General features: G+C 62.5%; 15 protein-coding genes. 5 read left to right on the top strand and 10 right to left on the bottom strand.

Going from position 1 to position 21,148, the window contains the following annotated elements:
- The first annotated feature begins 5 nt into the window (after nucleotides 1-5).
- Nucleotides 6-713, top strand: coding sequence for a PepSY domain-containing protein (locus tag MUU77_RS09355; RefSeq protein ID WP_245085868.1), 708 nt, complete (start codon nucleotides 6-8; stop codon nucleotides 711-713).
- On the top strand, nucleotides 710-2,536 hold the full coding sequence (locus MUU77_RS09350) for a PepSY domain-containing protein (RefSeq protein WP_245085866.1): 1,827 nt from the start codon (nucleotides 710-712) through the stop codon (nucleotides 2,534-2,536). Before MUU77_RS09355 ends, MUU77_RS09350 begins: the two co-directional genes overlap by 4 nt.
- A gap of 341 nt (nucleotides 2,537-2,877) precedes the next feature.
- Here the strand turns inward: MUU77_RS09350 and MUU77_RS09345 are convergent, their stop codons facing one another.
- The 5 genes from MUU77_RS09345 to MUU77_RS09320 form a co-directional block, all read right to left on the bottom strand.
- Complete coding sequence (locus tag MUU77_RS09345) at nucleotides 2,878-6,030, bottom strand: CusA/CzcA family heavy metal efflux RND transporter (RefSeq protein WP_245085864.1); 3,153 nt, start codon at nucleotides 6,028-6,030, stop codon at nucleotides 2,878-2,880.
- Complete coding sequence (locus tag MUU77_RS18560) at nucleotides 6,027-7,547, bottom strand: efflux RND transporter periplasmic adaptor subunit (RefSeq protein ID WP_345779049.1); 1,521 nt, start codon at nucleotides 7,545-7,547, stop codon at nucleotides 6,027-6,029. The genes MUU77_RS09345 and MUU77_RS18560 overlap by 4 nt, the downstream gene beginning before the upstream one ends.
- Nucleotides 7,544-8,833 carry a TolC family protein gene (locus tag MUU77_RS09330; protein ID WP_280640372.1) on the bottom strand — a complete coding sequence of 430 codons (1,290 nt, stop codon included), beginning with the start codon at nucleotides 8,831-8,833 and terminating at the stop codon, nucleotides 7,544-7,546. The genes MUU77_RS18560 and MUU77_RS09330 overlap by 4 nt, the downstream gene beginning before the upstream one ends.
- 94 nt (nucleotides 8,834-8,927) lie before the next feature.
- A complete protein-coding gene (locus MUU77_RS09325) occupies nucleotides 8,928-9,314 on the bottom strand; it encodes a hypothetical protein (RefSeq protein ID WP_245085860.1) in 387 nt (128 codons plus the stop codon).
- A 151-nt stretch (nucleotides 9,315-9,465) separates the two neighbouring features.
- Nucleotides 9,466-9,723: a cation transporter gene (locus tag MUU77_RS09320; RefSeq protein WP_245085858.1), complete on the bottom strand. Its 258-nt coding sequence runs from the start codon at nucleotides 9,721-9,723 to the stop codon at nucleotides 9,466-9,468.
- Nucleotides 9,724-9,923: 200 nt separating this feature from the next.
- Between MUU77_RS09320 and MUU77_RS09315 the strand changes: the two genes are divergently transcribed.
- On the top strand, nucleotides 9,924-12,122 hold the full coding sequence (locus MUU77_RS09315; protein WP_245085856.1) for a heavy metal translocating P-type ATPase: 2,199 nt from the start codon (nucleotides 9,924-9,926) through the stop codon (nucleotides 12,120-12,122).
- A gap of 373 nt (nucleotides 12,123-12,495) precedes the next feature.
- Nucleotides 12,496-13,233 (top strand): AraC family transcriptional regulator, encoded by a 738-nt coding sequence (locus MUU77_RS09310; protein ID WP_245085854.1) that lies wholly within the window; start codon nucleotides 12,496-12,498, stop codon nucleotides 13,231-13,233.
- A gap of 98 nt (nucleotides 13,234-13,331) precedes the next feature.
- Here MUU77_RS09310 and MUU77_RS09305 read toward each other — a convergent pair whose 3' ends face one another.
- The 5 genes from MUU77_RS09305 to MUU77_RS09285 form a co-directional block, all read right to left on the bottom strand.
- Nucleotides 13,332-14,351: an alpha/beta hydrolase gene (locus MUU77_RS09305; RefSeq protein ID WP_245085852.1), complete on the bottom strand. Its 1,020-nt coding sequence runs from the start codon at nucleotides 14,349-14,351 to the stop codon at nucleotides 13,332-13,334.
- Nucleotides 14,352-15,020: 669 nt separating this feature from the next.
- Entirely contained in the window at nucleotides 15,021-16,031 is a 1,011-nt protein-coding gene (locus tag MUU77_RS09300) for an XdhC family protein (protein ID WP_245085850.1), read from the bottom strand.
- Nucleotides 16,032-16,039: 8 nt separating this feature from the next.
- Entirely contained in the window at nucleotides 16,040-18,250 is a 2,211-nt protein-coding gene (locus MUU77_RS09295; RefSeq protein ID WP_245085848.1) for a xanthine dehydrogenase family protein molybdopterin-binding subunit, read from the bottom strand.
- Nucleotides 18,247-19,227, bottom strand: coding sequence for a xanthine dehydrogenase family protein subunit M (locus tag MUU77_RS09290; RefSeq protein ID WP_245085846.1), 981 nt, complete (start codon nucleotides 19,225-19,227; stop codon nucleotides 18,247-18,249). The genes MUU77_RS09295 and MUU77_RS09290 overlap by 4 nt, the downstream gene beginning before the upstream one ends.
- Nucleotides 19,224-19,874 carry a 2Fe-2S iron-sulfur cluster-binding protein gene (locus MUU77_RS09285; protein WP_345779048.1) on the bottom strand — a complete coding sequence of 217 codons (651 nt, stop codon included), beginning with the start codon at nucleotides 19,872-19,874 and terminating at the stop codon, nucleotides 19,224-19,226. The genes MUU77_RS09290 and MUU77_RS09285 overlap by 4 nt, the downstream gene beginning before the upstream one ends.
- Nucleotides 19,875-20,277: 403 nt before the next feature.
- Between MUU77_RS09285 and MUU77_RS09280 the strand changes: the two genes are divergently transcribed.
- On the top strand, nucleotides 20,278-21,147 hold the full coding sequence (locus MUU77_RS09280) for a DMT family transporter (protein WP_245085844.1): 870 nt from the start codon (nucleotides 20,278-20,280) through the stop codon (nucleotides 21,145-21,147).
- Nucleotide 21,148: the final 1 nt, after the last annotated feature.

The raw sequence follows: 21,148 nt of genomic DNA, 5'->3' as shown, positions 1-21,148 counted from the left end.
TCTTCTTGTCGAACGAGATCACTATGAAATCGGCTTTTTGGGCGCGTAAGGCCCACAAATGGATTGGCCTGATCATCGGCGTGCAAGCGCTGCTGTGGATGATCAGCGGTGTGTACATGACGGTGATCTCCCTGGACGTCATCCATGGCGATCACCTGGCGCACGCGCATCAGCAGCCACTGGTTGCCCCTACGCACCTATCGGGGGAGGAATTGCAGCGCCGCTATCCAGGCATGACGCAACTCAAGCTCAAGCGGCTGCTGGAGCGGGACGTGTATGAGATCCATGCCCAAGACAAGATCTACCTGCTCGATGCCACGACCGGGCAGGTGCTTTCGCCCGGGGATCAGCAAATGGCGATCGCCTTGGCCAAGGCCGTGTACCAAGGGCAGGCGCCAGTGGCCCGGGTCGAGTGGGTGACCCAAGCCCCACAGGAGGTAGCCACCCGACCGGTCCCGATGTGGGCCGTGCACTATGCCGATGCCGGGGAAACCACCCTGTATTTCTCGCCCTATAGCGGCGAGTTGCTGGCGCGCCGACACAGCCTGTGGCGCTGGTTCGATTTTCTGTGGATGTTCCACATCATGGATTACGAAGCGCGCTCGGACGTCAACAACACCTTGTTGCGCGTGGCTTCGGCGTTGGGACTGGTGTTCGTGCTCAGCGGTGCCTGGCTGCTGTTCTACAGCTTTCGCAGGAGGAACGCGGCATGACGCCCTGGATGAGAACCCTACATAAGTGGGTCGGTTTGATCATCGGCCTGCAATTGCTGTTGTGGATGGCCAGCGGCGTGATGATGAGTTGGTTGGATCACGATCAGGTACAGGGTCATCAGTTTCAGGCCCACGCCCACGACTCGCATGCTTGGCCCGCCAATGCCCGTTCACCGGCCAGCTTCCTCGGAGGCAAGAAGAAGATCAGCCGCGTGAGTTCGGGCTGGTTGCTGGATACCCCGGTGTATCAGCTGGCCGATGCACAAGGCATCACCTTGGCCGATGCTGTGTCCGGTCAACCCATTGCTCTGGACGCGAGTTGGGCTACACGCCTGGCGCAAGCTTCTTATACCGGTCCGGGCACCCTGAAGTCGCCCCGCCTCTTGGAATGGACTGGCGAGGTGCGTGACCACGAAGGGCGCCTATGGCGGGTGGATACTGACGATGCCCAGGACACCACGGTGTACCTGTCCGCCCAAACCGGCGAGGTGCTTTATCACCGCAACAAGACCTGGCGCCTGTTCGATGTGTTCTGGATGCTCCACATCATGGACTACACCGGGCGCAAGAACTTCAACAACCCTATGGTCGTCACCGCCGCTATCGGCGGCTTGTGGCTGGCATTGACCGGTATCTGGCTACTGTTTGCGAGCTTCCACTGGAGTGAGTTCGTGCCGCGCCGCTGGCGTCCGGCCCGTGAGGTATCTGTGTTCGGGCCAGATGGAACTCGCCTGCGTACGGTGCGCGCGGCCGCCGGTGACAACGTGTACGTATCCCTGGCGCGCGAAGGTGTGCAACTGCCGTCCAACTGTGGAGGAGGGCAGAGCTGTGGCTTGTGCGAGGTGCGATTCCGTGGCGTAGCACCCAAACCTACCGCCGCCGATCGCGCTCACCTGGGCGCCAGCAAGGTGAAGATGGGGTATCGCCTGGCCTGCAATCTGACGGTGGCCGAGGATACCGATGTCGAAGTGGCGGGCGGGGCGAGTCTATGGACCGAGTATGCCGCCACTGTCGAGCAGGTCACGGCAGTGACCCCGTTCCTGCGCGAGATCGTGCTCAAGCCCGACGAGCCTGCTGGTCCGGAGTACCAACCCGGCGCCTATCTGCAGGTGCATGTGCCCGAATACGACGTCCCGGTGGCCAAGCTCATGCGGCCGGAGGATCACCACCAGGACTGGGCCGGCGTGGAGTTGCCCGAAAAGCTGGTCAATCGCGAACCTGTACGCCGGGCGTATTCGCTGGCCTTGCCCGTCGATCAGGCCCAAGGGCGCCTGACCCTGCTGGCCCGCTTCAGCCCGGGGCGATCTGACAAGAAACGGTATCCACCGGGCCGGGGCTCGACCTACCTGTACACACTGGCGCCGGGTGACCGGGTCTACTTCAGCGGCCCGTTTGGCGACTTCGCGCTCAAGCCGCATGGACGTGAGAAGGTCTTCATCGGCGGCGGGGCCGGCATGGCGCCGCTGCGGGCAATGATTCGCACGCTGCTGGCGGCCCAGGGCGGCGAACGGATTCACTTCTGGTATGGCGCACGCAGCCTGAAGGAAGCGCCTTACATCGAAGAAATGGAGCAGCTCGCGCATCAGTACCCCAACTTCAGCTGGCACCTTGTGCTCTCGGATGAGGCACAGAACGACGATGCCTTGCTGCGCGGGCTGGTCCATGAGGTGGCCCACGATCGTCTGCTGAAGGCCCACCAAGCGTTGGCTGACTGTGAGTTCTACCTTTGCGGGCCGCCAGCCATGCTCAAGGCCACGCGGGAACTGCTGGCCAGGTTGGGAGTGCCGGAGAGCCAGGTCGCCTACGACGATTTCAAGATCTGAGCCAACCCCTGCCTGCCGGCCTAGTAGGCCGGTCGGGCAGGGCGTACCGGAAATCCTTCCTGCGCCCGTCCCAGTCAGTGGGCTGGATGAATACATATCCCATGTCTTGGCACTGGAGAGCAGGATCCACATCTTCGTGTACCCGACAGCGCCACGCTGTTGCGCACCGATGCCCAAGGACAGGCCAGCTTCAAGGTCGCCACTCCGATCGGGCCTCGCTGAGTTTTGAGATTTCAGACCACGCCGGGCACTGATGAGTAGATGGCGGCACTCTTCCCTTTGACGCCAGTCATGACTTCTTCCATGACCGGCGTCTTTTTGTGCGCGTAGCGTGTGTTGGTCTAGGACACCGGTGGTGTCGCAATCCCTGCCTTGCGCAGCCCTCGGCGGCGTACCAGATAGAACGCGGCTGGAATCACCAGCATTGAAAGCACGGGTGCGGTGATCATGCCGCCGAGCATAGGCGCAGCGATGCGCCGCATGACCTCCGAGCCGGCGCCTGCTCCAATGAACAAGGGAAACAGGCCTGCCAGGATGACGGCCACGGTCATGGCCTTGGGTCGCACGCGCTGTACCGCACCCTCATAGATCGCCTCGTGCAATGTCGCCAGATCCGCTGGGGCGCCGGCGGCCAGACGCTGCTCCCAGGCATGACGCAGGTACAGCAGCATGATGACGCCGAACTCGGCGGCCACGCCGCCCAAGGCGATGAAGCCGATCATGCTGGCGACGGAGATGGCGTGGCCCAATCCCCAGATCAACCAGAAACCGCCTACCAAGGCCAGCGGCAGGCTGAGCAGGATGATCGACACGTCGCTGAGCCGACGAAATACCATCCAGATCACCAGGAAAATGATGGCCAGCGCAGCAGGCACCACCCATTGCAGGCGCGCCAGCGCACGCTGCAGGTACTCGTACTGCCCGGACCAGGCGATGCCATACCCGGCGGGCAGGGTGACGCTCTCTTCAACGGCGGCTTGAAGGTCGGTAACCACCGAACCCAGGTCACGATCTGTCACATCGACGTAGATGTAACCCACCAGGCGGCCGTTATCGCTCTTGAGCATGGGCGGCCCGGGACTTAATGAAATCTCGGCGACCTGGCTCAGGGTCAACTGGACCCCACCGGCGGCGATCAGCGGCAGGTCCTGCAAGGCTTGCAGCGAGTCACGCTGCGCGCGCGGATAGCGCACAAGGATCGGATAGCGTTCCCGCCCTTCGATCGTTTCGCCGATCGCATCGCCGCCGATGACTGCAGCGATGATCAGCTGCAGCTGGGCTTGGGTGAACCCATAGCGCGCGGCAATCTCCGGTCGCAGACGAATATCGACGTAGCGTCCGCCGGTGACCCGCTCAGCCAGTGCCGAGCTCACGCCGGGCACCGTCTTGGCCACTTGCTCGATCTGTTGGCTCAGGCGCTCGATCTGCTCCACATCCGGACCCGACACCTTGATGCCAATCGGGCTCTTTATGCCAGTGGCCAGCATGTCGATCCGATTGCGGATCGGCGGCACCCACAGATTGGTCAAGCCGGGAATCTTCACTGCTGCGTCCAGTTCCTGCCGCAGCTTTTGTGGCGTCATTCCAGCGCGCCACTGATCACGCGGCTTGAAGGTCACGGTCGTCTCGAACATCTCGATCGGCGCCGGGTCGGTTGCACTCTCGGCACGACCGGCCTTGCCAAAGACGTGATCCACTTCGGGCACGGTCTTGATCATGCGTCCTGAGAGCTGGAGCAGCTGACGTGCTTTGTCGGCCGACAGGCCGGGCAGGGCGGTAGGCATGTACAGCAGGCTGCCTTCGTCCAAGGGCGGCATGAACTCACTGCCCAGGCGATTGAATGGGATCAGCGTGAGCACCAGCAGCAGCCCGCCCAGACCCAGGGTGATCCCTGGGTGCCTGAGCACCCACAGCAGGATAGGCCGATAGCCAGCGATGAGGATGCGGTTGATCGGATTGTGCTGCTCAGGGCGAATGCGTCCGCGGATCAGATAGCCCATCAGCACCGGAATCAGCGTCACCGATAGCCCTGCAGCCGCGGCCATGGCGTAGGTTTTGGTGTACGCCAATGGCGAGAACAGGCGTCCTTCCTGGGCCTGGAGGGCGAAGACCGGAACGAAGGACAGGGTAATGACCAGCAAGCTGGCAAACAGGGCGGGGCCTACCTCGGCCGCAGATCGGGCCATCAACTGCCAATGCTCCTCGCCCACCGGTTCTCGCCCATGCTCCTCACGCCAATGCTCCAGATGCTTGTGGGCGTTCTCGATCATCACCACGGCCGCATCGACCATCGCACCGATCGCAATGGCGATGCCACCCAAGGAGAGCAGGTTGGCCGAGATACCTTGCGCATGCATCACAATGAAGGCGGCCAAGATGCCTAACGGCAACGTGATGACGGCCACCAGCGCCGAGCGCAGATGCCACAGGAACAGCAGGCATACCAAGGCCACCACCAGGAACTCCTCGCCCAGCTTGTGGGTGAGGTTGCGTACGGCATCTTGGATCAGTTCGGAGCGATCATAGACCGGCACCACCTCAACCCCTTCGGGCAAGCTGACCTGCAGCTCCTTCAGCCGCGCCTTGACGTTCTTGATGGCGCCCAGCGCATCTTTACCCGTTCGCAGCACAATGACGCCGCCGGCGACCTCGCCCTGACCATCAAGCTCGGCGATGCCGCGACGAAACGTTGGACCGCGACTGATCGTGGCCACCTCACCAAGCAGGACCGGCAGGCCATCAGTGGCGGCTACGGGCACCTGTTCAAAGGCTTCCTGAGTACGCAAATAGCCCTCGCTGCGCACCATCAGCTCGGCCTCACCCTGTTCGATGACCGAGCCCCCGGTGGCGCCGTTGGCCGCGTCCACCGCCTCGATCAACTGGGCAATGGTCAGCCCACGTGCGGCCAAGGCCTGAGGATCGGGCTGGATCTGCCATGCCCGTACCGCACCGCCGACACTGGCCACCTCGGCCACATCGGGCACCGTCTTGAGCTCGTAGCGCAAAAACCAGTCCTGCAGGGCACGCAGCTGTCCCACATCGCGTTCCCCGGTGCGATCGACCAGAGCGTACTGGTAGATCCAACCCAGACCCGTAGCATCCGGGCCGAGGGCCGGATTCACGTTGGTCGGGAGTCGATCGCGCACCTGGCTCAGATACTCCAGCACGCGCGAGCGCGCCCAGTAGAGATCGGTGTCGTCATCAAACAGGATGTAGACGAAGGAATCGCCGAAGAAGGAGAAGCCACGTACCGCTTTGACACCGGGCACGGACAACATCGTGGTCGCCAGTGGGTAGGTCACCTGATCCTCGATGATGCGCGGGGTTTGCCCTGCCCACTGCGTTCGAATGATGACCTGGGTATCGGAGAGGTCGGGCAGGGCATCGAGCGGGGTGTTCTTGACCGACCAGATGCCCACCACGGCCAATAGGACAGCTGCGACCAATACCAGGGCACGATTGGCGATACAGGCATGGATGAGGCGGGCGATCATGGCGTGCCCTCCATCGCATGGGGCATCACTTCGCTGGCCTGGCAATCGCTGGCGGCGTCCGGACCAAACTGGGGCACCAGCTGCATATCCATAAACGGTGACTTGCCGGGCTTGTCGAAATGCTTATCCGGCACCATCGGGTCATACCAGTACTGCACCGGGCAGCGCGGTGACTTGGTAGCAGGCACCACATGCGATCCCTGCGTTGGCGTTGGCAGTGTGGGCGTGGACGAAGTGCCAGCGGGCACATCGTGGACGGCGTCATGCCGCTCGTGCGGGCCCGATGTGCTGACAGGTGTTTCGGGTTGCGCGGTACCCAGTCGCTCCAATGCGCCGGAGAGGCTGGCTTCGGAGTCCAGCAAGAACTGACCAGAAACCACCACACGCTCACCGCCGCTCAAGCCAGCAATCACCTGCGTGCGGCCTTGCACGCTGCGTCCGATCTTCACCTGCACCGGGCGGAAGCTGCCGTCCGAATCCTGCACGATGACCCGGCTGTCGCGTCCGGTGGCGATCAGCGCCTCGGTGGGAATGAGCGGCAAAGCCTGCTCGTTGTCGGCCTGTACCAGCACCTCGGCAAACATGCCCGGCACCAGTTTGCGTTTCTCATTGCGCAATACGATGCGGGCGCGCTGCGTCCGACTGGTCATGTCGACCTGCGGAAGCAAGGCTTGGATGTGTCCGGTAAAGCGCTCAGCCGGCCACGCACTAACCGTCGCCTGCACCGGCGTTCCTGGCTGCAAGGTGCCCAAGGCCGCCTGCGGTACCGAGGCCTCCAGCCAGATTGTGTCCAGTCCATTGATCTTGAACAGCGGCGTGCCCGGCATCACCGTCAGTCCTTCACGCGCCAGAATTTCCGTCACCACACCGCCTTGCGCGGCGCCGAGCACCACACCGCCTGTGGCCGAGGCACCTGCAGGAACGCCCAGCGACTGCAATCGTCGGTGTGCGGCGCCCTGCAGCTCACGCGCAGCCGCTGACTGGGCCTGACCGAGCGCACGTGCCTCGGCGATGGCCGCGTTCCATGCCGGGGCCTGCACGGTGGCCAGGGCCTGGCCACGACGAACCTCGCTGAACGGCGCCTTGATCTGAACCCGGGTCACCAGACCTTCCATGCGGGCACTGACCACCGTTTCCCGGGTCAGGTCCCACGTCAGCGTGCCGGGCACGCGCACCGTGGCACCCAGCGTTTGGACGGTGACTTCTTCAGTACGGATGCCAACGTTCTGTTGCAGGCGTGGGTCGATCTGACTCGCACCTGCCATGGCCTCGTCGGCGTACTTGGGGATCAGTTCCATATCCATGAACGGAGATTTGCCTGGCTTGTCGAAGCGCTGCTCCGGCGCCATGGGGTCATACCAGTACAGAACCTTGCGAGCGGCCTGCGCGCCGTTGCCGGGGGTGACCTCGGCGGTGTCTGAAGTCCGCCCGAGCCAAACGTAACCGCCCACAAAGCCAACCGCTAAAAGACCCAGGGCCATGGCGGCCCGCATTAGACGCGTCTTGATGGGCTTCATGGCGTGTTCTCCTCATGGGGCAGCAGATAGGCCAGTGCCGCCCAGGCACGGCCCTGTTCGCCCATCAGGCGGGCGTTCTCCAATTGCAGCTCGATCTCATCGCGACGAGCTTCCAGCCACGGCTGCAACTCGGCACCTGCGCCGTAGGCCGCCAGGGCCGTATGCGCGCGATCACGCGCCAAAGGCAGGCTCTGGGTGCGCTGACGCTCCAGCTGTCCGGTCAGGCCACGCCATAGCGCCAAGGCGCGCTGCACCGCCTCGGCCTGCACACGTCGGGCCTCGTCGCGCTCGGCGGCCACGGCCTCCAGCTCGGCCCGTCGCGCCGCGATGCCGCGGGCCTGGCGGTTCTTCTGAAACAGCGGCAGCCCCACGCCTACCTCGACCATGAGCATGTCGCTGCGCCGCATGCCATCGGGCGCGCGCTCGCGCCGACCGTAGGTCAGTTCCACGCTCCAATCCGGGCGCGTATCGGCCACGGCCGCATCCACCTTAGCTTGCGCCACCGCTTGGCGTGCCTCCCAACCCAGCAATGGCGCGTGTTGGTCCAGCTGGGACAGCAACTGCTCCGGGCTGAGCGGCAAGGTGGAGAAATCCGGCACCGCATCGCTGGCCAGGACGAGTTCGGGTGACAGTCCCAGCCACCTGGCGAGTCCGGCCTGGGCTGCGGCCTGCTCGGCCCGGGCTTGCTCCAGCCGATTGTCCAGCTGGAGCAAGGCGGCTTGGGCGGCAAGCACATCACTGGCGCCGGCCGTACCTCCAGCCAACCGCGCACGCGCGGTGCGCTCGGCCACGTGGGCAGGCTCGCGCAGCGCTTGCAAGGCGGCTACGGCTTGCTGCGAACTCCACAGCTCGATCCAGGCCTGCGCAGCAGCTTGGGCCACCATCTGTTGCTCCGCCCGCGACAGTGACTTCGCCTGCGCCAGCGTTGCCTGCGCCAGCGCCTGCTCGGCACGACGTTTCGCACGTGCGGGAAACTCCTGCATCAACCCGATCTGCTGGGTGGTCATCTCATCAGCCCGCAGGCTGAAGGCATCGGGTCCGCTGACGGGCCAGTTCGCCAGCCCCACGAGCAGACGCGGGTCGGGCAGCGCGCCGGCACGTTCGGCCTCTTCGGTGCCTGCGTCAATCTGCGATTGACGCGCGATCAGCGTGGGGGCGATCGCCACTGCCCGCTGCTGCGCTTGGGCATAGCTGATCGGCGCTGGCGGGCTCGCCGCTACCACTTGACCACTCATTGCCAAGGCAAGCACGACCCCGCACACCATCCTGCGCTTTGCGCGCAGCATGAAACACATCTCCATAAGACCTCCGGACAAACGACAACGAACGCGCTGCAACGCATGCAGCACGCGAACGGATTCGTCGAGGAGATGGCTTAGATCAGCAGGCTACAGAAGCGCTGCAAGGGAGGCGGATCGGACACGCAGGGGGGATGTCACGATAGAACTGCGCTTGCACCGGCGGCAGCAAGGCATGCACCAAGGCAAAGGTTGCCAGCGCGGGCTGATGAGGGACTTGCGGTGCCTTCACATCGGCCGGGGCGATGTGATCTCGCTGGCAATGTTGATCGCACAACGCGGGGGCATCGGGGTCCGGTGCGGACATTTCTTCGCAACCGACCATCAGCGTGGATTGCCCGGCTTCTACCGATTCCAAGGGACAGGCGTAGGCCGCCAGCGCCAACTGCTGAAGCATCAGCGCCCAAAGCCCCAGCCACGCCAAGCGGGCACGGGGGCGTCGACGCCGCAATCGCGTCAGCAGCTTCACCACCACGACTCCTGCGGGCCCGCAGCAACAGCTGCGAGCACAAAGGGCGCCAGGGCAGGGCAGGGCATACCTCTCATGCTGCCAGTCTAGACCTCTCAGGCCCGGAACACATTGATCAGGATCAAGTGGCCTCGCTCCCAATAAAGGAGCTTCAGCGGTGGCAGCCACCGCAACAGGATGCGGCAGGAGTGGGCGGGGCATCGCTCGCTTGGGGGAGCACCGCGGCGACCACATACCCTTGCCCTTGGATGGCCTCCACGGCCTGCTCCACGGCAAGGGCGCCCTCGATACTGACCACACCGCTGCCCAGATCGACCTGCACCTGCGCATCGGGGTCAAGCGCCTGGATGGCACGGGTGACCGTCTGAACACAGTGCCCACAGGTCATGCCTTCCACAACGAGATTCATGGGACAACTCCTTCGATAACGCCGGCCACTCGCCGACAGTGTCACGGTGAGGCTTGCCACGGTGGGAAGGTCAATCCGGAGCTGACCCGATGTACCCACCGACGTACGATGTTGACCTTCCCATCATGGGAAGGACCACGCTATCTCCTGGTTTCTTTCGGTCACTCACCATGGACATAGCTATCACCCCATCGCCGCCGATGCCTCATGACACCCATCGCTTCGGCATTGCTGGCATGACCTGCGCCTCGTGCGTTGGTAGGGTCGAGCGCAGCCTGCGAGCCGTTACGGGGGTGCAGAATGCTTCGGTCAATCTGGCTACTGAAGTTGCCGAGGTCGCCGCACCCGCGGGGACGCTGCCCACCTTGATCGCGGCGGTGAGGCAGGCCGGCTATGAGGTCCCCAGCCAGGAACGGGATTTGATCATCGAAGGAATGACCTGCGCCTCGTGTGTAGCCCGCGTGGAGCGTGCGCTGCGCGCCGTGCCTGGGGTGATCGATGTGGCGGTCAACCTGGCCACCGAGCGCGCACGTGTTCGCTCCACGCTCCCGCTCGATGTCGCGGCGCTGGTTGCTGCAGTCAGCGCCGCAGGTTATCGCGCGACCGAGCCGCCGGCCGCTGAAGGCGGTACCCACGCATCTACGGGCCGTCCAGGAGTCGGTGGTGACACCCTCAAACTGCTGATGGCGGCCGCGCTTTCTCTACCGCTGGTTGTGCCTATGTTGGGATGGGTCGCAGGCCAGCACTGGATGTTGCCCGGTTGGCTGCAGTTCGTGCTCGCCACGCCCGTACAGTTCTGGATCGGCGCGCGGTTCTACCGTGCCGGATGGCATGCCTTGCGCGCCGGCACCGGCAACATGGACCTGCTGGTGGCCTTGGGAACGAGCGCAGGTTACGGACTGAGTGTCTACCACTTGCTCAACGGCGCCGATCATCACGGACAAGCCGCACTGTACTTCGAGACCTCGGCCGTCATCATCACCCTGATCCTGCTTGGCAAATGGCTTGAGGCTCGCGCCAAGCGGCAGACCACGCAGGCGATTCGTGCCTTGCAGGCGCTGCGACCGGCCACCGCTCGTGTGCATAAGGACGGACAAGAGCGCGAAGTCCCCATTCACGAAGTTGCCGTCTCGGACATTGTCAGTGTGCGGCCGGGCGAGCGCATCGCCATGGACGGCGTGATCGTGGAGGGGCGGACACACGTGGATGAGTCCCTCATCACAGGCGAATCCATGCCGGTCGCACGCGGGGAAGGCGATCGCGTTACTGGCGGAGCCATCAACGGTGAAGGCCGCATCCTGGTACGCACGCTGGCAATCGGCGCCGAGACCGCGTTGTCCCGGATCATTCGTCTAGTAGAGGATGCGCAGGCCAAGAAGGCGCCCATCCAGCGGACGGTGGATCGGGTAAGCGCCATCTTCGTGCCGGTGGTGATCGCGCTGGCCTTGCTCACGCTGCTGGGGTGGGGTATCGGCACTGGCGACTGGAACCAAGCGATTCTGAGCGCGGTGGCCGTACTGGTCATTGCGTGCCCCTGTGCACTGGGCTTGGCAACACCGACGGCCATCATGGCCGGCACCGGGGTGGCCGCTCGGGCTGGCATTCTGGTCAAGGATGCCGAAGCATTGGAAGTGGCCCGCACCGTGCAGGTAATCGCGTTCGACAAGACCGGCACCCTGACGCAGGGACGCCCGGTGCTGGCTGAAGAAATCGCCACGCGCGGGCACGCCCACGACCTGTTGCCGCTTACCGCGGCCTTGCAGCAAGGCAGTGAACACCCCTTGGCCAAGGCGGTACTGAGCGCGGTGGGCCAGCGCGTGATTCCGCTCGCCCGCGACGTACAGGCGGTCCCCGGTCGTGGAATGACGGGCACGGTGGAGGGTAGAGCCCTGTTGTTGGGCAGCACACGGATGATGCTGGAGCACGGCGTTGCGCTGACTGCCCTGCAGAGCCGGGCCGAACTGCTCAGCCAGACCGGACATACTGTGTCCTGGCTGGCTGAGCGGGGAGGCGATCAACCACAGCTGCTTGGCATTCTGGCCTTCCAGGACCCGCCACGTCCGGGGGCGGCCTCGGCGGTTGAGCACCTGCACGCGCTCGGTCTGCGCACGGTCATGATCTCCGGAGACAACCCGGGCGCGGCGGCCTCTGTGGCCAAGGCGATCGGTATCCAGGAGGTGCGCGCTAACGTGCTGCCCGAGCAGAAAGCTGCCCTGGTGGCCGAACTGGCCCAGACTGCGCCGGTGGCCATGGTCGGCGATGGCGTCAACGATGCGCCTGCGCTGGCGGCCGCCACTCTCGGCGTCGCCATGGGTACGGGAACGGATGTGGCCATGCATGCGGCCGGGATTACCCCAAGCTCAGCCCATAGACAATTTCGCATAATGCCTATTATGTAAAACCGGATTGGGGGTGGTGGGCGCGGCAGTCAGGGGGATGTTGTGCTCGTAGTCGGTTAGGTCTGTAACGGCCGCTACAAACTGAGCACGCTCCGACGAGTGGCGATGTTCATTCATTTACCTGTATCCGCCCCAGGCATACGCTGAGCTGATGCAGGTGAAGGCTTGCTCCTCGGGGGGCTGCACACCGCGATTGTCCACTTGGGCTTCATTATTGGAGTCTTCGATGCGCTCAGCTAACCTCACCCCTGCCTCAGAAGCCATCCGGGCCTTAGTCGGAGTCGCTCCCCCGGTCCTACCGTTGCGCATGCGTGGAGGGACGCGGATCACCGGGCGATGGGCCAATCCTGCCTACGAAGGCTACGTCCCACCGATGAGCCAACATGTCTTGGCGGCCACGTTCGCCGGCACAGGTGTCGCGCACGCGTGCATTGATGGCAAGCGCACCACAGCCCCAGCCCAGAAGGGCGGAATCACGCTCGCACCCTTGGGGCACGACGGCGACTGGACCATAACGCAGCCAATCCTTGTCTCCAATGTCTACCTGAGCAATGAGCATCTTATGGACTGTGCGGAGCAGATTGTCGAGGGCAAGTCATTTGAGCTGCTGGATCGTGTTCATACCACCGACCACCATCTGTTTGCCATCTTGGCAATGATAAGCAACGAGGTTGAAAAGCCCACTAATCACTCCTCGTTGTTCATGGATAGGCTCACCGATCTGCTTTGCTTTCAGCTTATTCGTAACCACTCCACACTTGGCGACGTGATCCGGGGCCCCCAGCGAGGACTGGCAGCGTGGCAGGTCAGGAAGGTGACCGCGTACATGCGGGCCAATATATCGGCCGACCTAACACTTAAGGAAATCGCGGATACTGTCGGGCTGAGCAGGTATCATTTCTGTACGGCATTTCGTGTTGCGACTGGCAGCAGCCCTCACGAGCACCTGGTGCGCATGAGAATGCAGGTTGCCGCAGAGCTTCTCGCAAACTCGAAGGATTCGATCGCGAATATTGGTGCGGCCGTGGGCTACAGAACTCCCTCCGCGTTCTCTTCTGTTTTCTCGCGCGTAATCGGCGTCACGCCAAGCACGTTCCGGCGGAAGTTATGAGAGCCTGTACAGTGTATTAGGCGATTGAGCCGACGAGCTGAGCGCATCACGACTCATGGCTTTCTGCGTCTGCCCAAGCTTCAGATTCGCACGCCAGCTCAAGATTTCGCGGCCCCGAGATCATCGTTCTCTTCTATCTCGAGATGGAGGATTCTGATGACTTCAGCTATTGCGGCATCTTGCTCGTGCACATTGTGGGAGGACTCGATAACAAGGTTGGATGCCGCGCCGGGCAGAATCGCGCTTTCTAGGGGTACCACGCCGTCGCCAGGAGGGGAACTGCCAGCCTTGTGTCCTGCGATCGTGTGAAACGGTGTGCAGTCGGAAACCTGCAGTTCGCGGGCAGCGGCCATGACTGGCTGATCGCTTCGGAGCGTGGTGATGCTGTTGATGTTTCCTTCGAGGAAGTGGTGTTTCAGAGCTGCAGGAACGGCACCTTCATTCTTGATCGCTACCCGCCGCAGCGCAGCTAGCTCCGGGCTTCGTCGCCCTATCAGGCGATCGGCTACACGTCCTATGAACGACCCTGCGGTAGGGCTTCCTTGGTGAGGTGATGCCAAGAATATTCCGCGCTTGACGCCCGGATACGGTGCCAGACGAAACATTCCCTCGAGCGCGCGAATGTCTTCAGTATTACCCGACAATGCCGAAACGGGCGCGTTGAAGGCTGCCTTCCAAACCTTATCGTGCGATTGGACCATGAGTAGTCGAGAGATTGCCCCGCCCATGCTGTGCCCCAGCAGGACGATATTTCTCCTTGCAGGCGCGATTCCTTGCGGATCGAGCGTTTCCCATGCTTTGTCCAGATAGCGCTCTACCCTATGTCGCCCTACAAGAATCGGCTCATTCGTCTCGTAGACCACCTGCCAGATCTGATAGTTGGCGCGTAGCTCCGAGTCCGCCCAGATCGCGTTTGACAAGCGTGCCCAGGTGACTGGACTGCTCCCGAGGCCATGGACCATCACCAAGGTGCGCTTGTTGGGGTCGTAGTCTTCAAGCAGGTATACCCCTGCGCGACGGCCCATTTCTCGGCCACCGAGCAGATTCCAGACTGACAGCCGACGAATTGGGGAATGGCCGAGAGCCGCTGCATAGAACGCAGAGCTGTCTTCAGCCAAGGGCCAAAAGTTGTAGCCCGTGTAGACGCCCTTTGTTCGCACCGCATGAGCTAGTACGAGGCGCGGAACTGCACCCTCCGTTGATGGCTCAAGCCAAGCGGTCGCTGACCGGGCAACCCCTGAGGGGGGCAAAAGCGAGCAAACGGGTCGGCCACTGCACCGTTGAGACAAAAGAACAACGGGAACGCCGAAGCCAGGTCTTGTCTTTCTCGCCCCCCAGTACATGTGCATGGGGACCTGATCGGATGTAATGATGCGAAACTTGATAGCCAGGTTGGGGGATGCGTCTCTTAGAATGACCTCCACCGTCGTCCCGCCCACCGTCGCCATGCCCTGTTGCCACTGCGGGTGCTCCTGCACCGCCGCATTCAACCACGCCTTTGTGCACACCGTCGCTTCAGTGGAAGCCTGAAGCGCCAAAGTTCGCGGGCTACTTGCCATCGCGTCGAACGCTGTCACGGCGCAGGACATGTATGTGTTAAGCCGAGAGCGTCTTCCCTGACCGCGGCTCGCCACACTTGCGGCCTGGTTATCGCTAACTAACCCCTCTTCTGCCCTGCCCACATCCGCGTCATGCAAAGTGGAACAGCCACTCAGAAGGCAGAGAAGCCCGACAAGTCTCCAGCGATAGATCATCCCAGATACCATCGCTAACGCTTCCCCATATGCTCAAACGGCAAGGCGCATGGGCTCGGATGTTTCCTGGTCGAACAAGCCGTGAGCTTCTGATCGAGATAGGGAGACCACTTCTGCCAAGATTGAGAGTGCGATCTCATGTGGCGTCTTGGCCTCAATTGCAATTCCCGCCGGTGATCGCAGACGAGAGAGCGATAGGCGACTGACGCCATGGGCCTGTAGCGCCTGAGCGCGCGCCTCACGTTTACTGCGACTACCTAGTACGCCAACACAGAAGGCGGAGCTTGGCAAGGCCTGCTCAAGCGCCAGCACGTCCAGATGCAGGTCGTGTGTAAGGCAGTAGACCGCGGTGAACTCATCGATCTTGAGCGAGCCCAGGCCTTCATACAGGGAGCCGGCGAGATAGGTCGACACGCTTACCTGGTGGGGCAGCTCCGCAGGCCCATGATGTCGCCACAGCACGACCTCCATCCCCATGTGACTGGCTAGCATGGCGGTGGCCAGCGTGACCGGATCACCGCCTATGAGGACGAGCCTAGTAGGCGGTGTGTATCGACACCGGTAGCCGATGCTGGCCGGCCAGTCTTCGCCTACCACGACCATCTCACCGGTACGAAGATTGGTACTGACCTCTAAGGCGTAGCGCCCGGCCCTGGCGGCGGCAAGGCATGAAAGCCACTGACTTCCTGCTTCGACGCACCTGACAAATACCTCGATCCTCCCACCGCATGTGAGCTGGATGTCGATATGCGGACTTCCCTCCCCATACACCAGCATCCGGGGTAAGCGATCGTTCAAGCACTGTCTTGCTTCTTCGGCCACCGCCGCTTCGATGCAGCCCCCCGAGACGTAACCGTAGACTTCGCCTCGCGCGGTGATCAGCATCTCGGAACCCATCCGCCGTGGCGAAGAACCCACTACCTTTACGACAGTGGCCAGGGCAAAGGGCTCCTGGTCTGCGGCGCAGCGCAGCATGATGGGCACGATGTCATCGACCAAGCCATAGACAGGCCACGACGGCCATGCCTGATTGGACGTTGTCATACATGTACTCAAGCGTGATGGAGCAGGTTCTCGATGCGAATGGGCAGGTTCCGTATACGTTGCCCCGTCGCGTGATAGATCGCGTTCCCGATCGCGGGCGCGACCCCGACCAAAGCAATCTCACCCAACCCTTTCACGCCGAGCGGATTGACGTAAGGATCCTCCTCGTCCACGAAGATCACCTGCATATCGCCAATATCCAAGTTGACGGGCATGAGGTAGTCAGCCATGTGGGCATTGATGGGGCGCCCATCTCGGCGATCCAGCACTGTAGCTTCCATGATCGCCATGCCAATGCCACCGACCATCCCGCCCACGCATTGGCTGGTCGCCAGGCGCGGGTTGATGATTCTGCCAGCGCCGTACGCGCCCACCATCCTGCGGATGTGCATGGTGTAGACGTCAGGGTCGATGCCGATTTCCACGAATACCGCGCCGAAGGCGTGCATCGAGTACTTCGATGCGTCTTCACTGCGCCCGCCCGTACCGTCGGCGCTCAATCCCGACGGAGCAATCCGCGCAAGCTGCTCGTAGGTAAGGCCATCGCTCTTGTCATGTTGCCTCAACGCGCCCTCACCCCAATACAAAGACTCTGGACTGGCTCCCCGAAAGGGCGAGCCTTCAGCGGAGGTGGCTACCTTGATCAGCTCGGCCTGAAGTGCCCGGCAGGCGCTTTGAACGCCTGAGCCAACCGAGGCCATGGTCATAGAGCCGCCATGTGGCGGCGTGGGCGGGAAGTCTGACTGGCCAAGCCTAAAGCGAACTGCGTGCATCGGGACGCCGAGGGTCTCAGCTGCGACCTGCGTGATGGAGGTATAAGTACCCGGCCCCATGTCACTGGCGGCTGCTTCCACGTCAAACCTGCCCGCCGAGGTGATGCGAGCGCGGGCATTCGCCGGAATGAACCAGACCGGATAGGTACCCGATGCCATGCCCCAGCCAATCAATGTCCGACCGTCTTTCATCGATCCAGGCTTGGGAGCACGGCGCGACCAGCCAAATCGTTTTCCGCCCTCTTCGTAACACTGCAGCAACGACCGGCTGGAAAACGGCTTCCCATTGCCTTCGTCGATCTTGGGCTCGTTTCTCCGCCTCAGTTCGACGGGATCCATATCGAGTTTGTAGGCAAGCTCGTCAAGCGCCGTTTCAAGCGCAAAGATCCCGCTGGCCTCTCCAGGGCCTCTCATGTAGGTCGGCGTGGACGTATCGCAGGGCTGCAGTCGGTAGTCGACCTTGAGATTTGGGCAGGAGTACATGTAATTGGTGGCACCCACCAACGCCTCGGCGAACTGCTCATAGCGGCTGGTCTCTCCCACGCCCTGATGCTCGAGGTGTGTGAGTCGGCCGTCGCGAGTTGCACTGACCCGTACGTGTTGGAGCGTTAGCGGACGATGTCCGGTCGTATAGAAGGTTTGCTTGCGCGAGAGCGTGACTTTCACCGGACGTCCCGTCACCTTGGCTGCCAGGGCCGCCAGGGTGACGTGTGGCCATGTGCGCAGGCTTGTACCGAACGCACCGCCAATGAAAGGACTGTTGACCTGCACATTGGCAGGCTCTATCCCGAAAATCGCCGCAATCTCAGCCTGTTCGTTAACCACGAACTGACTCTTGCTCCAGAGGGTGAGCTTATCGCCCTCCCATGCCGCCAGCGTGGCGTGCAGCTCAATCGGCGTGTGGTTTTCGCGGGCGATGTCGTAGTCTTCCTCGACGGTCACGATGTCGGGAACGACCGCTGCCATATCACCTCGATGTTTCGCGGCCTCCTCTCCCATTGCCGTCGGCGCGACCTTGGGGAGGGATGGATCACGTAGATCCACAATGGGTTGCCGCCGCTCGTAACGCACGTTCAACGCGTTCGCCGCTCGCTCGGCATTATCCAGAGAGTCTGCGACGACCACTGCGATGGGTTGCCCGTAGAAGCGGACGTCTGCATCCTGAAGCACGTGCAGGCGCTCGCCGACCGCAGGGTCGATGAAGGCCTTATGAGGCTTGTAGGCCAACTTCGGGGCATTCATGTGGCTGATGACCGCCACCACACCAGGCAGGGACTGAGCCGCGGCAGAGTCGATACTCTGTATCCGGCCTAGACCGACCGTTGAGGGCACTACCACGCCATACAACTGACCTGGCAAGTGAAAATCGCCGGCGTACTGGGCGCGTCCTGTGACCTTGTCACGGCCATCGACCCGCTTCTCACTCTTTCCAATCAGCGCGCTCATGCTGCCACCTCATTCGCCATTTCAAGGGCCCGCGTAACGGTCCGCGCCAGGAGTGGAATCTTATAGCCGTTGTGATGTAGCGCCTTTGCGCCAGCCGTCGCTGCCTCGCCGGCCCTCTCAAAAAGCTCCCGAGAGGGCTGCTCGCCGACGAGCAACTTCTCCACATCGCGCATCCGCCAAGGTCGGGTTCCCACACCTCCGCAGGCCAAACGTGCGTCACGAACAATGCCGCCTTCGACATGGAGGGCGGTCGCTGCGGCGACCAATGCAAACTCGTATGAGGCCCTGTCACGAACCTTCAGGTAGCGGGCGCGTTGTGCATGCGGTCCTAAAGGCACCCGAACCTCCACGATCAACTCGCCAGGAGCCAGCGTATGTTCTAGGTGGGGGGTGTTACCCGGCAGCCGGAAGAGCTCTTCGACAGGGAAGCTTCGGCGACCGGAGGGACCCTGGACATGGAGTGTGGCATCCATTGCGATCAGGGCAACGGCGACGTCCGAAGGGTGCGTGGCCGCGCAATGCTCGCTCGTCCCCAGAACGGCGTGTCCCGCGTTGAGACCTTCCTGGGCGGCACAGCCAGATCCGGGCTGGCGCTTGTTGCAGCCGACGTCGCGCATGCGGAAATAGGGACAGCGCACCCGCTGCAACAGATTTCCACCGATCGACGCCATGTTTCTCAGTTGAGGAGAGGCGCCCTCAGTCAGGGACTCCGACAGTAGGGGCTGGTGCCGTCTGACCTCCGGGCTCGCGGCCATGTCAGACATCCGGACAAGCCCGCCGATGACCAGTTCTTCCTTTTCTTTGCGAACGTAGTCGAGAGGAAGCGAGTTTATGTCGACGAGCGCACGTGGCGTCTCGACCTCCTCGCGCATAAGGTCGAACAGGGTCGTGCCGCCGGCAATGTAGCGGCCGCCCTCGCCCGCTAGCTTGATCGCTTCATCTACGCTCTTCGCTCGTGACAGGGTGAACTGAATCATGATTGCCCCCTCCGAGCGACCTCTACCACCGCCGCGCTGATGCCCGAGTAGGCACCGCATCGACAGATGTTACCGCTCATCCAGTACTTCGCCTCGTAATCGGAGTTCGCGTGTCCCTCCTTGATGCACGCCACACCGGACATAATCTGACCTGCGGTGCAATACCCGCACTGGAAGCCCTCATGATCGATAAAGGCCTGCTGCAGCGGGTGGAGTTGGTCTCCGACAGCAAGCCCTTCAATCGTGGTCACCTCTGCCCCGTCATAGAGAACGGCAGGAGCGAGGCACGAGACAATCCGTCGGCCATTCACCAACACGGTGCACGCACCACAAGCCCCCTGATTGCACCCCTTCTTGGTGCCGGTGAGCTGCAGGGACTCCCGTAGCAAGTCCAGGAGGGACTGGCGGTTGTCCACCTGCATGGCGTGGCGCTCACCGTTCACGGTGAGCGTCAGTGGTGTAAGCCGGACGCTACTGCGCGGATCACTTTTTGCTGGTGCGGCCGCGAGGGACGGCAACGGGATTAGCGTTGCACCCGCCACGGTGCTTCCCGCAATCAGGAAGTCCCGGCGGGACTCGTCGTCGGGAGTACCCTGGAGCGGGTCGTCTTGAGGACTGCCAGGAACCATCGGGGGGATCTGACTCATGTGCGGCCTCTCGATTGAATCGATGGGTAGCGACGTCAGTAGGTGAGCCCGGGAAGGCCTAATCTTGGCTGCGCCGTTCCTCCCTAGTTAGACCCCTCCCGAAAGGCAGTCAATGTCGCCAATGGCGCTAGGGCGACCTCTTCGCAAGATCACGACAGGCACCGCAACCAGCCGAAACTCTCGACCGAGTAATCCGCATTACCAAACACCGCTTCTTCCCTTCGGCATGAGGTTGGGATCAACCAAAGTCCTTGTAGGCTGAGATGTCTTATCGCCACGCCTCACGAGCTCCATCATTTCATCGCACCAAAAAGTGGTCTTTGCGATGAACTGGGACTCACACCAATATCAACCCGCCGCCCTGGCCTGGAAGGACACCCTGACGCCCGTGCGACTAGGCGTTATGTTCGGACTGATAGCGGCTGCCATCTGGGGCGCATTTATTGCCGTCTCGAACCTGGGCATTGAGACCGGCCTGCTACCGGCGGACATGACCTTCCTCAGGTTCTCGGCAGCGGCACTGGTCCTGCTTCCCTTCCTGCTCACCCGGCAGCCAGCAACACTTGCAGGGGTCGGTTGGCCTCGTGCGGCCATACTCGCGGTGTTTGCCGGCCCGCTGTACGTACTCGCCACCGGACAACGTTACCTGTACGCCCCACTGGCTCACGGCGCCGTGATTCAACTCGGCGTGATTACCATGGCGGGCACGCTAATCGCCGCGTTCTGGTTCGCTGACAGGCTAACGGCAAGAAGAGTTTCTGGCCTGCTTACCCTGCTGGTGGGACTTGTCGCTGTGGCCGGCCCGAGTCTCTTGGTGGCGGGCTCTGGAACGTGGCGGGGAGATGCCCTCTTTGCTCTGGCGGGCCTAATGTTTGCGGTGTACGCCGCGCTGGTGAGGCATTGGAAGTTGAACGCCTTCTCAGCGACCATCGCCATGGTGATGATCTCTGCGACGGTATATGCCCCCATCTATATCGCCGGCGGCGGCCTTCATAGACGGGCTTCCGCGGACATAAGCGACCTAGTGATCCAGGCGCTGGTTCAGGGCGTCTTGTCAGGTGTCGTGTCGCTGTACGCCTTCTCCCGTGCCATCGAGCTGCTTGGGGCTGCACGCGCCGCGCTCTTCCCCGCCTTGGCACCCGCGTTAGCCATGCTCATGGGGATTCCTCTGCTCGGGGAGTGGCCCACTATGTGGCAATGGATAGGGCTGGCCATCGCGACATTTGGGTTGGTCTGGGCCGCGACGCAGCAGCCAAAGCAACATGCCCGGTGAC

It is taken from the genome of Pseudoxanthomonas sp. F37 (assembly GCF_022965755.1).
Classification (GTDB): domain Bacteria; phylum Pseudomonadota; class Gammaproteobacteria; order Xanthomonadales; family Xanthomonadaceae; genus Pseudoxanthomonas_A.
The sequence above is the reverse complement of the archived record's forward strand: the minus strand, read 5'-3'. Positions and strand labels throughout refer to the sequence as shown.